Annotated in this window: 15 protein-coding genes; 11 read left to right on the top strand and 4 right to left on the bottom strand. The window is 71.2% G+C overall.

The genetic code is table 11. The features are described 5' to 3' along the window. Positions 1-323: 323 nt before the first annotated feature. Positions 324-2,138: a tetratricopeptide repeat protein gene (locus C8E87_RS38760; RefSeq protein WP_133878332.1), complete on the top strand. Its 1,815-nt coding sequence runs from the start codon at positions 324-326 to the stop codon at positions 2,136-2,138. Here the strand turns inward: C8E87_RS38760 and C8E87_RS38755 are convergent. After that, the gene (locus C8E87_RS38755) at positions 2,135-3,004 is read right to left on the bottom strand and encodes an alpha/beta fold hydrolase (protein ID WP_133878331.1); all 870 of its coding nucleotides are present in this window, start codon (positions 3,002-3,004) and stop codon (positions 2,135-2,137) included. The genes C8E87_RS38760 and C8E87_RS38755 overlap by 4 nt on opposite strands. Before the next feature lie 131 nt (positions 3,005-3,135). Between C8E87_RS38755 and C8E87_RS38750 the strand changes: the two genes are divergently transcribed. Both C8E87_RS38750 and C8E87_RS38745 read left to right on the top strand, forming a co-directional pair. Further along, positions 3,136-3,489, top strand: a complete 354-nt coding sequence (locus C8E87_RS38750) for an ArsR/SmtB family transcription factor (RefSeq protein WP_133878330.1) — start codon at positions 3,136-3,138, stop codon at positions 3,487-3,489. Further along, complete coding sequence (locus C8E87_RS38745) at positions 3,482-4,129, top strand: SRPBCC family protein (protein WP_133878329.1); 648 nt, start codon at positions 3,482-3,484, stop codon at positions 4,127-4,129. Before C8E87_RS38750 ends, C8E87_RS38745 begins: the two co-directional genes overlap by 8 nt. A 15-nt stretch (positions 4,130-4,144) precedes the next feature. Here the strand turns inward: C8E87_RS38745 and C8E87_RS38740 are convergent, their stop codons facing one another. After that, entirely contained in the window at positions 4,145-6,025 is a 1,881-nt protein-coding gene (locus C8E87_RS38740; RefSeq protein ID WP_133878328.1) for an AfsR/SARP family transcriptional regulator, read from the bottom strand. A 53-nt stretch (positions 6,026-6,078) separates the two neighbouring features. Between C8E87_RS38740 and C8E87_RS38735 the strand changes: the two genes are divergently transcribed. From C8E87_RS38735 to C8E87_RS38720, 4 genes are all read left to right on the top strand, one after another. Next, entirely contained in the window at positions 6,079-6,927 is an 849-nt protein-coding gene (locus C8E87_RS38735; RefSeq protein WP_133878327.1) for an alpha/beta fold hydrolase, read from the top strand. A 74-nt stretch (positions 6,928-7,001) separates the two neighbouring features. After that, the gene (locus tag C8E87_RS38730; protein ID WP_133878326.1) at positions 7,002-7,712 is read left to right on the top strand and encodes an RICIN domain-containing protein; all 711 of its coding nucleotides are present in this window, start codon (positions 7,002-7,004) and stop codon (positions 7,710-7,712) included. Between the two features lie 98 nt (positions 7,713-7,810). Further along, positions 7,811-9,073 (top strand): hypothetical protein, encoded by a 1,263-nt coding sequence (locus tag C8E87_RS38725; RefSeq protein ID WP_133878325.1) that lies wholly within the window; start codon positions 7,811-7,813, stop codon positions 9,071-9,073. A gap of 7 nt (positions 9,074-9,080) precedes the next feature. Then, positions 9,081-10,061: a TIGR03617 family F420-dependent LLM class oxidoreductase gene (locus C8E87_RS38720; protein WP_133878324.1), complete on the top strand. Its 981-nt coding sequence runs from the start codon at positions 9,081-9,083 to the stop codon at positions 10,059-10,061. A gap of 7 nt (positions 10,062-10,068) precedes the next feature. Here the strand turns inward: C8E87_RS38720 and C8E87_RS38715 are convergent, their stop codons facing one another. Then, positions 10,069-10,446, bottom strand: coding sequence for a DUF427 domain-containing protein (locus C8E87_RS38715; protein WP_133878323.1), 378 nt, complete (start codon positions 10,444-10,446; stop codon positions 10,069-10,071). A gap of 268 nt (positions 10,447-10,714) precedes the next feature. Here C8E87_RS38715 and C8E87_RS38710 point away from each other — a divergent pair, with 268 nt between their 5' ends. The 3 genes from C8E87_RS38710 to C8E87_RS38700 are packed head-to-tail and all read left to right on the top strand — an operon-like array spanning position 10,715 to position 11,934. Then, on the top strand, positions 10,715-11,053 hold the full coding sequence (locus C8E87_RS38710) for a hypothetical protein (RefSeq protein WP_133878322.1): 339 nt from the start codon (positions 10,715-10,717) through the stop codon (positions 11,051-11,053). A 59-nt stretch (positions 11,054-11,112) separates the two neighbouring features. Further along, entirely contained in the window at positions 11,113-11,577 is a 465-nt protein-coding gene (locus C8E87_RS38705; protein ID WP_133878321.1) for an aminoacyl-tRNA deacylase, read from the top strand. A gap of 9 nt (positions 11,578-11,586) precedes the next feature. Beyond that, the gene (locus C8E87_RS38700; RefSeq protein WP_133878320.1) at positions 11,587-11,934 is read left to right on the top strand and encodes a UBP-type zinc finger domain-containing protein; all 348 of its coding nucleotides are present in this window, start codon (positions 11,587-11,589) and stop codon (positions 11,932-11,934) included. A 105-nt stretch (positions 11,935-12,039) separates the two neighbouring features. On the opposite strand, the gene C8E87_RS38695 is transcribed toward C8E87_RS38700, so the two are convergent. Further along, positions 12,040-12,789, bottom strand: a complete 750-nt coding sequence (locus C8E87_RS38695) for a helix-turn-helix domain-containing protein (protein WP_133878319.1) — start codon at positions 12,787-12,789, stop codon at positions 12,040-12,042. Between the two features lie 198 nt (positions 12,790-12,987). Between C8E87_RS38695 and C8E87_RS38690 the strand changes: the two genes are divergently transcribed. Continuing rightward, a complete protein-coding gene (locus C8E87_RS38690) occupies positions 12,988-13,785 on the top strand; it encodes an alpha/beta hydrolase (RefSeq protein WP_133878318.1) in 798 nt (265 codons plus the stop codon). Positions 13,786-13,804: the final 19 nt, after the last annotated feature.

The raw sequence follows: 13,804 nt of genomic DNA, 5'->3' as shown, positions 1-13,804 counted from the left end.
CGGCCGGGCTGCGCGGTCCTTGTTCGTGATCAGCGGTGGGCGGTCGATGCTCGACGAGCGCATCGAGGGATCTCCGAGCTCGGCGCGCGCCGGGAGACCTGGCCCGTCCATGCCTGGCGGTTGTCGCCTTGGCCGACGCCGGCAACCCCATGGCGTAGTTGCGAGCCGGTCCCGTGGCGGTCGCCTCGGCGACACACCCGGTGGGGGAATCGCTCTATGGTGGCTGTGCCGCGGCAAGGGACGGAGGCATGCGCCGACGACATGCGACCCGAATCACCCCAGGAGCCGCCGCGGGCCGGCACTGGGCCAGGCTTTCGTCGATCGTGAGCGTGATCGGGCTGGCGGCAGCCGCATTGCTGGCCGCCGTCGCGGTGTGGATGAAGCTGTACGACAGGGGCGACGAGCGCCTGAAAGACCTGATTGTCTGGTCGATCGCCCTGACCGGAGCCGGTCTCGCCGCGGGGGTGGTAGGCAAAGTCGCGGACCTTCGCGCGGACCGCGCCCGTCACGACGTGCAATGGCGAGCATCGGTGCGCAGTCTGTTGCGCGAATGTCCCGGGGGATCGTTGCCCAGGTTGTCGCAGTTGACGGACGCGGCGCTCGGGGTCACCCCGACTCGTTACAGTGCCGGCGACGCGCCCTACGTGGCGCGGCCCGCGGCGGATCAGGCGTTGGCGGGCCTGCTCAAACCAGAGGGGCCGCCGTTCGCTTTCGTTCTGGTGGTCGGCCGAGAGAAGTCGGGAAAGTCTCGTACGGCTGCGCAGGCGGCTCGGGTCGCATGGGCGAAGACCGACCCGCCGATTCTGCTGCCACTTGACGGCAAGGCACTGGCCGATCTGGTGGCACTGGATCCGCCGTTGCGCCTGACCGGGCCGACGCCGGTGTGGATGGACGCCGCGGCCGTGCCGGATCTCAACGCGCTGAGTGGTCCTGTCCTGGAAGCGGTGGCGGGTTACGGCCCGCTGGTGGTGACGATGACCGCTGCCACCTGGAATGAGATCGAGAACGGTGGGCCGATCGCGATCGGGGCGCGGCAGGCGCTGGAGCGAGCCGCGTCGCCGGTGTTCCTGGAATTCGAGATGACGGAGGCCGAGAAAGCCGACGCGCGGCGGCTCTATCCCTCCGAAGAGATCACCGCCAGTATTGCCGAGACCCTGGTGGGCGGGTCCACACTGCTGAAGAAATACTGGGCTGGTCCCGACGAGCAGCCGGTGGGCTGTGCCATTGTCAGGGCGGCTGTGGATATGCGCCGGGCCGGCCTCACCCGGCCGGTCACACGCGCGGAACTGCAGGCGTTGATTTCGCTCTACTGGAGCGGAGCGCAAGGATCAGCGCGACCCGTCGATGACGTGTTCGACGCCGGGCTGGAGTGGGCGGCGAAGCCGGTCGCCTCGGAGGTCGCGCTCATCACCGGCGTGTCCGGTGGCTGGCAGGTTCTGGGTTACGTCGCCGCGGCTGACGACGGGGAGAATCTGATTCCGCCGCGCCGCATACCATCACAACTTTGGACCGAGATCCTCACGCGCGCGACTCCCGAAGACGCTGCGGCGATCGGCGTTAATGCATACCTCCGTGGCGAAGCGGAGGTTGCGGTGCAGGCTCTTCGGAAGGCCGCCCTGTCCGGCCATCCGGACGCGCCGTTTGCGGCGGTGGCTCTGGGAATCGTCTTGTCGGAGCAGGGTGACCGTCAGGGGGCCAAGGAGGCTTACCAGATGGCGCAAGCGAACGGGGTTGTCCCGGGTTACCAGCTTGATCTTGGGGTGACGGTGAGGACCGAGTCCCTCGAGGAAGGGCAGATTGCCTTGTTTCTGCAGCCCGGTGAGCCGATTGAAATTACCGCCTCGTGGAGCTTCTCCGGTCGGGTGGTGCCGATATTTTTGGCGGCGCTGTCGGCTGCGGAGAAACATTGGACCGTCAAAGCCTTCGTCAACCGGTACGACGGAGGCGAGTCGCTGCCGATGGGAACGGTTGAGGTTCCGGTTCGCGGACCGTTCTTTTCCGAGAACGAAGTCTATTCGGCCACTATTGGGACCAGAGCGCCGAGAGAACCCGGGGTGTACCAGTTCACGGTGGTCGAGTTTCTGGGAGGTGCGGCCATGTTCCAGGAGACCCCCCTGCACGAAGTGGTTGAGTTCTAGCTGCGTGCCGTGTTGGCGGTCATGGCGTCGATGATCTGGGGCCACAGAGGCTGTGGCAGGTCGTGGCCCATGCCCGGGAGGACGAGCAGTTCGGCGCCCGGGATGGCTGCTGCGGTGGCTCGGCCTCCGCTCACGTTGATCAGGGGGTCGGCCTCGCCGTGGATGATCAAGGTGGGGGTGGTTACGGTGGCCAGCGCCGTGGTGCGGTCGGGGGAGGCGAGGATCGCGGCGTACTGGCGTTGTGTGCCCTGCGGGCGGTAGCTGCGCTCGTAACTGGCGACCGCCTGCTGGTGCAGCCGCTCGTCGGGGGCCGGGTAGGCGGGGGAGCCGATCGCGCGGCTCGTCGCCACCGAGCCGGCCAGGATTTCGTCGCGGGTGGTGCCGGGTGGGCGCATGAGCACCGCCATGGCTTCCGGGGTCGGGCGTCCCACCGTACGGTCGCCGGTTGTTGACATGATCGAGCAGAGGGACGCCACCAGGTCGGGGTGGTCGATGGTCAGCTGCTGGGCGATCATGCCGCCCATCGACACGCCGGCCACGTGTGCCCGGGGGAGGTCCAGGGCCTTGAGCAGGCCTGCGGCGTCGGCGGCCATGTCGCTGATCAGGTAGGGGGCCGTGGACGGGTCGCCGCCCATGATCGCGGCGACGTCGGGCGGGCCCAGCTCGTCGAAGGCTGTGGACAGGCCGACGTCGCGGTTGTCCAGGAGCACCACGTGGAAGCCGCGGGCGGCCAGCTCGGCGCAGAAGTCGGCGGGCCATGCGATGAGCTGCGCGCCCAGGCCCATGATCAGCAGGAAGGCCGGGTCGTCCGGGTTCCCCACTGTCTCGTAGTGCACGTCGATCCCGTTGGCCCGCACAACCGGCACGCTGTTTCCCCCTCGAAGAGCTGCGAAGCGGCAGTCCCGAACAGCATGCCGCAGGAAGGCAAGAGCCGCATCGGCGGAACCACCGGTATCAGATCTAGCTTATATAAGCCGAACCTGATAGCGTTTCGGCCGTGCACGCGTTCGATGTGCTCGGGGATCCCGTACGGCGCCGGATTCTGGAGCTGCTCGCCGAGGGGGAGCGGACTTCGGGGGCCGTCACCGAGGTGATCCGCGCCGAGTTCGGGATCTCGCAGCCGGCCGTGTCGCAGCATCTGAAGGTGTTGCGGGACAACGGCTTCGCGACCGTACGGCCGCAGGGGGCTCGCCGCCTCTACGCGGTCGATGACACCGCGCTACGCGAGGCCGACGCCTGGCTCGCGCGGTTTCGGCGCTTCTGGGCGCCCCACCTGGCTGCCATGGCCACCGAGGTGGCGAGGGGTAAAAGGCAGCGACGACTCACAGACGAGGGAAGAACCGATGATTGACGTCGACACGCAGATCAGCCAGGTGCGCCGCCGGCTGGGCAGCCGCACGCTCGAGGCCGGGGAGGCCCGGGTCTCCACGATCAGCCAGATCTATCCGACCGGCATCGACGACCTGTGGGACGTGGTGACCAACCCCGAGCGCATCGCCCGCTGGTTCCTGCCGATCGAGGGCGAGCTCAAGGAGGGCGGGCACTACCAGATCACCGGCAACGCCGGCGGCACGATCACCCGGTGCGACAAGCCCCGGTCGTACGCGGCCACGTGGGAGTACGCCGACCAGGTGAGCTGGATCGAGGTGCGCCTGACCCCCGAGGGCGACGGCACCCGGTTTGAACTGGAGCACGTGGCGCATGTGGCCGACGAGTGGTGGGACCAGTTCGGCCCCGGCGCGACCGGCGTGGGCTGGGACATGGGGCTGCTCGGGCTGGCCGACCACCTGGCCGACCCGTCGCACGTGGTCGACCACGCCGCGATGGCGACCTGGCACGAGACGCCCGAGGGCCGCTCCTTCCTGCGCCAGGCCAGCGACAAGTGGGTGGAGGCGTCGATCGCCGCCGGCACCGACCCGGCCGCCGCGCGTGAGGCCGGCGAGCGGACGTTCGCCTTCTACACCGGCGCGGCCCCCGGCGCCGAGAGCTGAGACCCGGCCGGGCGCCTACAGGTAGTCGTCGACGGGGCCGGCGGTGAGCACGCCACTGCCGGCGCCCGCGATCTGGCCGGAAGCGGGCCGCAGCGCCCGGCGTGCCCGCTGCAGCGCCGGCCGGTCGTCCAGCGCGACCGCGGCGCGCGCGACGAGCGCCCACAAGGCCTCGGACAGCAGATCGGCCGGCGGCTCGGGAACAGCGTGCAAAGCCTCCCGGGCGGCGGCACGGTCTCCGGACGCCAGCAGCAGATGCGGGCGCGCCCACGGCTCGTACGGGCCGAAGTCCGAGCCGACCGGCTGCCCCAGGCACAGCAGGGCAAGCGGGAGCAGCCCGCTCTCCAGGCCTGGCATCCCGGCCCCGGCAAGCAGGTTCGCGGCGCTGCGGTAGGCGGCCTCCGACGGGTCGCGCATCGCCCGGTACCAGCCGGTGAACACGGCGACCAGCGGGATCTCGTGCCGCTCGGCGAGACGATCGGCGGCGCGCGCGTGTGCGTCGGCGCCCGCGACATCGGCCAGTGCCGAGCGCGCCTGCATCCGGATCAGATGCCCGAGGACCTCGTACGTGGTGAGGCCGTGCCGCCGCGCGAGCGTGACCAGCTCCTCGCCGATCACATCGCGCGCCGGGGCGAGCCCGCAACGGTGGCAGCTCTGCATGAACTGTCCGTTGAGGGCGAAGGCGAGCAGCTCCGGATCGTCCAGCGTGCGCGCGATGCCGACCGCTTCGTCAGCACATTCCCGCCCGTACGCCGTTCCACCGCCCCGCGACTCCAGCGCGATCGTGGCCAGCAGCCGTGCGCGGGCCGCCCCCTCCTGCCCCGGAAGTGCCCGTTGCGCCGCCGCCACGACGAGCGCGGCCTGCTCGGGATCGTCGGACCGGGTCCAGATGGCCGGCACGTCGTACGCCCCGATCACGCGGGCGGTCAGCGCCGGGTCGCCCAGTTCCTCGGCGGCGGCGATGGCGGCCGTCCGGTGGCGCCGGGCCGCCTCGAGCCCGCCGCCGCCGGTGACGGCAAGTGTTCGCAGCAGGCCGACGGTGGAGTCCAGCCGCGCCCCGGCCGTCACCATGCGGTCGTAGTCCGCCGCCGCCGAGGCCCAGACGCTGCCGGCGGCCGGCCCGAGCGGCGTGTCGACCCCCGGTTCCGCGCGCTCGACGCCGCCGGGACGGGACGGGAAGGCCGGCCACGGGACTGTCCGGCGCAGGATGTCGGTCTCGAGCCGGGACAGGGCCGGCCCGGGGTCCAGGCCGAGCTGCGTGGTCAGCTTGTCGCGGGCGCCGCGCAGCACCGCGAGGGCGTCGCCCTGCCGGTCGTCGAGATAAAGGGCCAGGGCCAGCAGCCGCCAGGCGTCCTCGCGCCACGGATGCTCGATCACGTGGGCGTCCAGGTCGGCGATCGCCTCGGCGTAGCGCCCCCGAGCCAGGCGCTCCTCGGCGAGCAGTTCCACCGTACGCAGGCGCAGCTCGGTCAGCCGGGAACGTTCGGCGTGCGCCCACGGCTCGGTTGCGAGGTCCGCGTACGCCGGTCCGCGCCACAACGTGAGCGCCTCGCGCGGGTTGTCGTGCATCAGGCGCTCGAACCGCCAGGAGTCGACGTCGGTGGCGCGCAACGCGTAGCCGGGACCCTCGGTGACCAGCAGGGCCGGGGGAGTGCGCGGCGGACGGCCGGGCTCGAGCGCCCGGCGCAGGGCGGCGACAAACGTCCGTACGGCGGAAACGGCCCCCTCGGGCGGCGCCGTCCAGAGGTCGTCGACCAGATGCCCCACCGGGACGACCCGCCCTCTCGCGACGATCAGCCGGGCCAGCACGGCGCGGTGACGTGGCCCCTTGAGCGCGATCGGCTGCCCCTGCGCGTCCCGGGCCACGATCGGCCCCAGCACCCCGAAACCGACCGTCACCGGGCCACCGTAGCGCTCATCGGATGCTCATCCGCGCGCCGCATGCTCGGGGCATGGTTCAAGAGCTCAAAGTACGCGTGGACGACGACGTCGAACTGTTCGTGAGCGTCAGCGGCTCCGGCAGGCCGATCGTCCTGCTGCACGGTTTCCCGCAGACGCACCTGATGTGGCGGCACGTCGCCGCCGACCTGTCCGCCGACCACACCGTCATCTGCCCGGACCTGCGCGGGTACGGCGCCAGCGACAAGCCGGCCGGGGACTACTCGAAGCGCACGATGGCGCGGGACATCGTCCGGCTCGCGCGGGAGCTGGGGCACGACCGGTTCGCGCTGGCCGGGCACGACCGGGGCGCGCTCGTCGCCGTCCGGGCCGGGCTCGACCACCCCGGCCACGTCACCCACCTGGCCTCGCTCGACGTGCTGCCGACCCTGGACATGTGGGACGTGATGCACGGCGAGTCCGCGGCCGTCGGTTTTCACCTGTACCTCATGGCCCAGCCGCCGGGCCTGCCCGAGCGCATGATCGCAGCCTCGGCCGACGACTTCTTCGGCTACTTCCTCGACCTGTGGACCCGCGACCCGCAGGCGATCCCGGCCGACGTCCGTGCGCACTACCTGCGGGCCAGCCGCGCCGCCGTCCCGTCGATCGTCGCCGACTACCGGGCCTCGGCCGGGATCGACCTGCAGCACGACCGCGAGGACCGGGCCGCCGGCCGCACCCTCACGATGCCGACCACCGTTCTCCAGCAGGACTGGGGCTCACTGCTGGGCTTCGACGCCGCCGCGCTGTGGCGGGCGTGGGCCCCCGACCTGCGCCACGTGCCCGTGACCTGCGGCCACTTCATGGCGGAGGAGGACCCGGGCCTGGTGGCGAAGGAGCTGAGGGCGCTGCTCGACCGCTGACCAGCCGCAGCCCACGGCACTCCGATGCCGCGTGATGTAATGATAAATACGACAAATCGGATAGGGTGGCGGGCATGCGCCGCAGTCCCGCCTTCCTCACGGCTCTGATCACCGCCACCCTCCCGACTCTGCTCACGACGCTGACGCCCGCGCAGGCCTCGCCGCCGTTACAGGAAAGGGCGAACCCGCAATCGAGCAGCGCGACGGAAAACGCGCCCGGCGGTGCCCTCGTACGGGAACAGCCTGGTGGCGGAGCCGCGCGAGATGTGCCCGGCGGTGGACTCGTGCGGGAAGAGCCGGGTCGTGACGGCGTACGGGACAAGCCTGGTAACGCCGTCAGCGGGCGGGCCGGCAACCCCATCGACCTGATCGGGCTCGACTTCCAGCTGATCAACGCGGCCAGCCGCTGGTGCCTGACGTCGGGGCTGACCGAGCTGCCCTGCGCGACCACCGACCCGTACCGCTGGCGGTTCCGCCCCGTCAACGTCGTCGGCGGCTTCGAGATCCTCAACGTGCGCACCAGCACCTGTCTGAGCATGCCCGGCGGCGTCACCACCGACGGCGCGCGAGCCGGTCTGGCCCCCTGCGCCGCGGTGCCGTCCCGCCGGTGGGAGCTGCGGGACTCGCTCGGGGACACCGCCAAGGTGGTCAACACCCGTACGGGGAAATGTCTGCAGATCGAGGGTGGCGTGGCGGTGCAGGGCTCGTGCGCGGGAACGCACGGCATCCGCCGATGGACCGTCCGTGTCGTGGGGCTGCCGTTCTTCTCGGCCGGCAAGCGGTGATCAAGTTACGCCCGTGAGCGATTCTCGTCACGGGGCTGGATTTCACCGCGGTCGATTTGGTGGGATGCCTTCTCAGCCCCTGACGAGACGGGACGCCGATGCGCCGCGCTTTCACCGCCACCCTCGTGGTGGGCGTCCTGCTGCTCGCGACCGGGCTGGTGATCTCACGTCCCGAGCGGCCCCGCGTCGCCATCGCCGCCGGCCCGGCCCCCGCCGCCAAGACCCCGCAAACCCCTTTCGAGTACGCCGTTGAGGCGCTCGACCGGCACGCCGCGGCGCTGATCAGCGGAGACGAGGCGGGCTGGCTGGCCGCGGTGGACACCCCGCTCAAGGCCCGCTACCGCAACATGTTCCGCTCTTTGCGCGCTCTCGACGTGACCCGGTTCGGCTACGAGACCGGGGTGGGACAGCCGGTCAAGGGCGACCCGGCCGCTGTCACGTTCCGCGCCGAGGTCAAGTACTGCCTCGGCCCCGACATGTGCCCGGCCCAGCCCGGCAGCGACTGGCAGGGCCCGGCGCACATCGAGCAGCGCCTCACCATGCGCCGGGCCGCCGGCCGTTACGTGATCAGCGTGGCCGCCCCCGGCCCGAGCGACGACCCGCGCCGCCCCGCACCGTGGGAGAACGGTGAGCTCGTCGCGCTGCGCGGCACCCGGGTCACGCTGTTCGCCGCCCCCTCCCAGCGCCGGTATCTCACCCGGGTCCTGCCGATCGCCGAGGCCGCCGCCAAGGCCGACGACCGGTTCGCCGCTCTGATCGGCACGCAGCAGTCCCGTTACCGGATCTATCTGGCCGGCGAGGCGCAGTGGCGTTCCTGGTACGGCGGCGAGGAGGACGACTGGGCGATCGGCTTGGCCATCCCGCTCAACATGCACGGCATCGACGTCATGCTGCGGATGAAGGAACTCGAGGACAACCCGGTCATGCTCCGGGTCGCCCTGCAGCACGAGCTCGGCCACGTCGTGACGCTGACCGGCGCCTACCGGGCCGACGCGGCCGAGGACACCTGGCTGAGCGAGGGCATCGCCGAGTACATCGGCTGGTCACCGATCAGCGCCGGCAAGACCCTGCGCCGCTTCAGCGTCCGGTGGGCCCTGAACCGCAGAGCGGCGACGTCGATGATCCCGGCCCAGCCCGGCCCGGATGCCGGCTCGCGGGCGGGCGACGCCTTCTACGGGCTCAGCCACCTCGCCGTCGCCTGCATGGCCCGCAAGTACGGCGAGCGGAAGCTGTTCGCGTTCGTGCGCCTGGTGCTGGCCCAGGACAACGAGCTCGACCAGGCGGCCCGCGACGCGTACGGGGTCCCGTTCGCCACGGTCGACCGGGCGTGCGTGCCGTGGGTGCGGCAGCAGGTGCTATAGCTGTCACATGCTGGTTGACTTCGCCGCCGATGTCGCGGCCACGCCCATCCAGGTCGAGTCGGCCGCGGTCGCCGCCGAGAAGGACGGGTACGACGGGTTCTGCGCGGCCGAGACCAAGCACGACGTGTTCACCGCGCTCACCCTGGCTGCCCGGGCGACCGAGCGGGTCACCCTGCAGTCGGCCATCGCTGTCGCCTTCGCGCGCAACCCCATGTCGGTGGCCGTGCTCGCCAACGACCTGCAGCTGATCAGCGGGGGCCGGTTCCAGCTCGGCCTGGGCTCGCAGGTGCAGGCGCACATCGAGCGCCGCTTCGCCATGCCGTGGGGCCGGCCCGCCGCGCGGATGGAGGAGTTCGTGCGGGCCGTACGGGCTGTCTGGGCGGCGTGGGGCGGGGAGCGGCTGGCGTTCCGGGGCGAGTTCTACCGGCACACGCTGATGACCGACTTCTTCAACCCCGGCCCCAACCCGTACGGGAATCCGCCGGTCCTGCTCGCAGCGGTGGGTGAACGCATGACCCAGGTGGCCGGGCGGGTGGCCGACGGCCTGCTCGTGCACCCGCTGACCAGCGTGGACTACCTGCGGGAACGCACCCTGCCGGCGCTGCGCGAGGCCCGCGGCGGCGAGCTCGGCGACTTCGCGGTCTGCCTGTCCGCCATGGTCGTGCTGGGCGAGACGGAGGCCGACCGGTCCCGGGCCGAGCAGGCGGTCAAGGGCCAGATCGCGTTCTACGCCTCCACGCCCGCCTATCGCGCGGTGCTCGACATGCACGGCTGGGGTGAGCTGGCCGACCAGCTCAACGCGCTGTCGCGCCGCCAGGCCTGGGCCGGGATGACGGCGCTGATCAGCGACGAGGTGCTCGGCACGTTCGCCGTCTCCGGCGGGGCGGAGCTGCGGGAACGGTTCGGCGCTCTGGTGGACCGGGTCTCGCTCTACACCCCGTACGAGGTCGACCCGGCCCTCAAAGCGCAAGCCCTGGCCCGCGGCTGAGCGTCGATCAGGCGGTGACCTCGATCGAGTCGACCCGATCCGGGTAGAACGCGACGTGGCCCTTGATCTCGGCGACGGCCTCACGCGGGTTCTCGTAGACCCAGATGGCGTCCACCGACTTGTCGCCGCCGGCCGTGATCGAGTAATAGCTGGCGTCGCCCTTGTACGGGCAGTAGGTCGTCGTCTCGGTGCGCTCGAGCAGCGACTGGTCGACGTCGCCGATCGGGATGTACGGCACGGGCGGGTACGTCGACTCCTGCAACGTCAGCGCGCTGTGGGTGTCGGCGACCACCTTGCCGCCCACCTTCACCACGATGTGCGCGGTGCTCGGCGTGATGGTGATGGGGTGGTCGGGGCCGGGCACGAGTTCGGGCCGCTGGGACATGACAACTCCTCCGATGACTGCGGTCTGCTCTCGGATCAATCCGCTCTCGCACACCACCATTCCCGCTGTGCGTGGCGCATACCGCGAGCATGTCGTCGTCATTGCCACGGTTTTCGGGACGGATATCCATCCCTACCTCAACCGAACGGTCCAAAGGCCGCTGTTACCGCATACCGGTCGAAGCGGCGTGATGGTCTGAGGGCGCACAAATCGGCTCGAGGAAGGGTGAACCATGAAAGCGGCAACGCGGATTCTGACACTCGCCGGAGTGAGCCTGCTGACGGGCGCGACGCTCGGGGCCGCACCGGCCATGGCGTCGACATCCGCACCAGACCCGGCAGCCCGGACGGCGGCGACGACGGTTGACCAGCCGCGTCGCGACCGTGAGTGGACCGTCGGGTACTTCGACACGCGGCGCGAATGCGAGCGGGTCGGCCGGTTCGGCGAACGCCGTGACCAGTGGGACGACTACGAGTGCGACTTCGTCCGCTGGGGTCGTCACCGCGGCGACTGGAAGCTGACCGCCGAGAAGGACTGGGACTGGGACTGGCGTGACCGCGATCGTGACCGCGACCGCGACGACCGGGACCACGGCGACGACGACTGAGCACCACCAAGGCCAGGCCACACCCCGTACGGGTGTGGCCTGGCGCTATTTTTGATCACATGACGAATCCCGCCGAGGCCGCCGCCCTCTCGCTCGGTCTGCGCCCCACGATGCTGACGCACCGGCCGGCCGGCAGCGTCGCCGAGGCCGCCGAGGCGCAGGGCGTCGAGATCCGCGACCTGGTCAAGACCCTGGTCGTGCGGCGCGCCGACGACGACTACGTGTTCGTGCTGGTGCCCGGCGACCGCTCGATCTCATGGCCCAAGCTGCGGGCGCTGCTCGGCGTCAACCGGCTCTCCATGCCCGACGCGGCCACGGCCAAGGCCGCCACCGGCTACGAACGCGGCACCATCACCCCGTTCGGCTCGGCCCGCCCCTGGCCCGTCATCGCCGATTCCCGTACGCGGGGGCGCACGATCAACCTGGGCGCGGGTGTTCGCGGCGTGGGGCTGCAACTGCCCGCCGACGAGGCCGTCACCGCGCTCGGCGGAACGTTCGCGGACGTCACCGACGAGGTGGGGTAGGTTCCTGGCGTGACGAGCGAAGCGATCCAGCCCGACGTACCCCCCTCCGGCACCGGCTGCGTCGAGTGCCTCGACAACGGCGGTTGGTGGTTCCACCTGCGACGGTGCGCCCAGTGCGGGCACATCGGCTGTTGCGACACCTCGCCGGCGCAGCACGCCACCGCCCACTGGCGCGAGACCGGCCACCCGGTCATCCAGTCGTTCGAGCCCGGCGAGGACTGGTATTGGAACTTCTCGACCGAGGAAGCGGGCAGCGGACCCCAGCTCGCCCCGGCCACGAGCCGCCCCGACGACCAGCCTGTGCCCGGCCCGGCCGGCGCGGTCCCGTCCGACTGGCGCTCGAAGCTCAACCGCTGACCGTTCCACCGGCCGTCCGGCGGCCCGTCCGCCGCCCGGGGATCCTCGACAGCTCACAGCGGCCCAGCCTGAACCCTGCGGCCGGGCGTCCGCACGTTGGTGCCCTCATCGCGGAAGCCGGTCTGACGCCTGCGTGTGCAGGACGGACCGGCCCTGCTCGGCGGCGCGCACGATGTTCTTGCTGACGAAATCCAGGAACCGGGCGATTCGCTCGAGCCGCTCGGCCGCCGGGGTGCCGGGGCCGAGCACGGCGACGCCCTCACGTGCGGTGGCGATGAGCTGGTCGTTGGCGCGAGCGCTGGCGATCGCGGCCTGATAGAACAGCTCGTCGTCGACGACGTACCGATCGCGCCGGCGCTCGGTGCGTTCGCGCCGCACGAGGCTCTGGCCCTCGAGGAACGCGATCGCCTTGGAGATCGAGGCCGGGCTGACCCGCAGCCGCCGGGCCAGGTCGGCCGCGCCGAGGCTGCCCTCGTCGGTGGTGAACAGGCAGGCCAGCACGCCGGCGGTCATCCGGGACAGCCCCGAGAGCATCAGCACGCCGGTCAGCGTCTCTTCGTAGCCGGCCAGCGCTTCGGCCGGGCGCGCGTCCTGGGTCCCGGGGGCGTCTTGCGCTCGGCTGCCGGACCGGCGTGGCTCGGGGCCTGCCGGGCGATGGCGGCGGGCGCGGCGTTCGGTCGCGTGGTGGGCGAGCTCGGCGCGATAGCCGTTGGGCCCGCCGTTGCGCATCACCTCGCGCGTGACCGTCGACGTCGGACGGCCGAGACGCCGGGCGATCTCCGCGTACGGCAGGTCGCCGGCCAGTCCGCGCGCGATCTGGTGGCGGTCCTGCTGGGTAAGCCTGCCTCCCGGCACCGGGTGGCCTCCTCTCTCGTGGCGGCCCTCACGCTAGCGTTCACAGTCGGCCATTGCAACGGACCGTTGCGTTGACCTTCAGCGCGCTTGCAACGATTTACCGCCTACGAGATGCGATAACGTTGGATCTTTGCTTTTCGCTAGCAGGAAAGCAACGTAGCCTTTCCATCAACAGAAACATTCTGGGGAGGCACTGACATGACCGTCAACGCTTGGACCGGCATGGTGCCGGTGGACGACACGGCCCTCGCGGTCAGCGACACCGGTGGCGACGGGCTCCCGGTGCTCTATCTCAACGGGCAGTTCGCGACCCAGGGTTACTGGCGGCGCGTCATCGGCGATCTCGGCCCGTCGTGGCGGCACATCACCTACGACGAGCGGGCCCGCGGCCGCAAATCCCACCGCTCGGCGGACTACTCGTTCGAGGCGGCCGTACGCGATGTGGACGCGGTGCGGGCGGCACGGGGCGTCGAGCGGGCGCTGCTGGTCGGCTGGTCCTACGGCGCCGTCATCGCGGCCCACTGGGCGGCGCGCAACCCCGGCCGTACGGTGGGGGCGGTCCTGGTCGACGGCGCTTTCCCGTACGACTGGCTGGACACGGCCGTGGAACTTCGAATCCGTAAGCTGTTCCGCCGGCTGCGGGTGGTGGCGCCGGTGCTGCGTCCGGCGGGTCTGATGCCCAGGATGACCGCCGAGCAGCAGGCCGAGAGCAACATCGAGCTCGGCCGGCTGTCCCGCTCGGCCTCGCTGGGCCCGGTGCTGCGGTCGCTGACGGTTCCGGTCCGGTACGTGGTGGCGTCGGGGGCGTCGTTCGGCAGCAAGGGCGGCGAGCAGGAGCGGATCCGGGAGGGCCTGGAGTCGGTGCTGACCGACCACGTCCGGATCAGCGCGAAGGTGCCCAGCAACCACGGCGCGATCCTGCGCAAGGATCACCGGGCCGTGGCCGACGCCGTACGGGAGGTGGCCGCGCTCGACGCCGAGCGGGCACAGGCCTGACGCGGGCGGGGCGCTTGCA

This window comes from Paractinoplanes brasiliensis (assembly GCF_004362215.1).
In the GTDB taxonomy this organism is placed as follows: domain Bacteria; phylum Actinomycetota; class Actinomycetes; order Mycobacteriales; family Micromonosporaceae; genus Actinoplanes; species Actinoplanes brasiliensis.
The sequence above is the reverse complement of the archived record's forward strand: the minus strand, read 5'-3'. Positions and strand labels throughout refer to the sequence as shown.

What these genes read in the sequence shown, in the direction of transcription:
- C8E87_RS38745 (WP_133878329.1), top strand. Translation starts at nt 3,482, where the DNA reads ATGATTGACGTCGACACGCAGATCAGCCAGGTGCGCCGCCGGCTGGGC.
- C8E87_RS38720 (WP_133878324.1), top strand. Translation starts at nt 9,081, where the DNA reads ATGCTGGTTGACTTCGCCGCCGATGTCGCGGCCACGCCCATCCAGGTC.
- C8E87_RS38705 (WP_133878321.1), top strand. Translation starts at nt 11,113, where the DNA reads ATGACGAATCCCGCCGAGGCCGCCGCCCTCTCGCTCGGTCTGCGCCCC.
- C8E87_RS38715 (WP_133878323.1), bottom strand. Translation starts at nt 10,446, where the DNA reads ATGTCCCAGCGGCCCGAACTCGTGCCCGGCCCCGACCACCCCATCACC.
- C8E87_RS38725 (WP_133878325.1), top strand. Translation starts at nt 7,811, where the DNA reads ATGCGCCGCGCTTTCACCGCCACCCTCGTGGTGGGCGTCCTGCTGCTC.
- C8E87_RS38735 (WP_133878327.1), top strand. Translation starts at nt 6,079, where the DNA reads ATGGTTCAAGAGCTCAAAGTACGCGTGGACGACGACGTCGAACTGTTC.
- C8E87_RS38690 (WP_133878318.1), top strand. Translation starts at nt 12,988, where the DNA reads ATGACCGTCAACGCTTGGACCGGCATGGTGCCGGTGGACGACACGGCC.
- C8E87_RS38730 (WP_133878326.1), top strand. Translation starts at nt 7,002, where the DNA reads ATGCGCCGCAGTCCCGCCTTCCTCACGGCTCTGATCACCGCCACCCTC.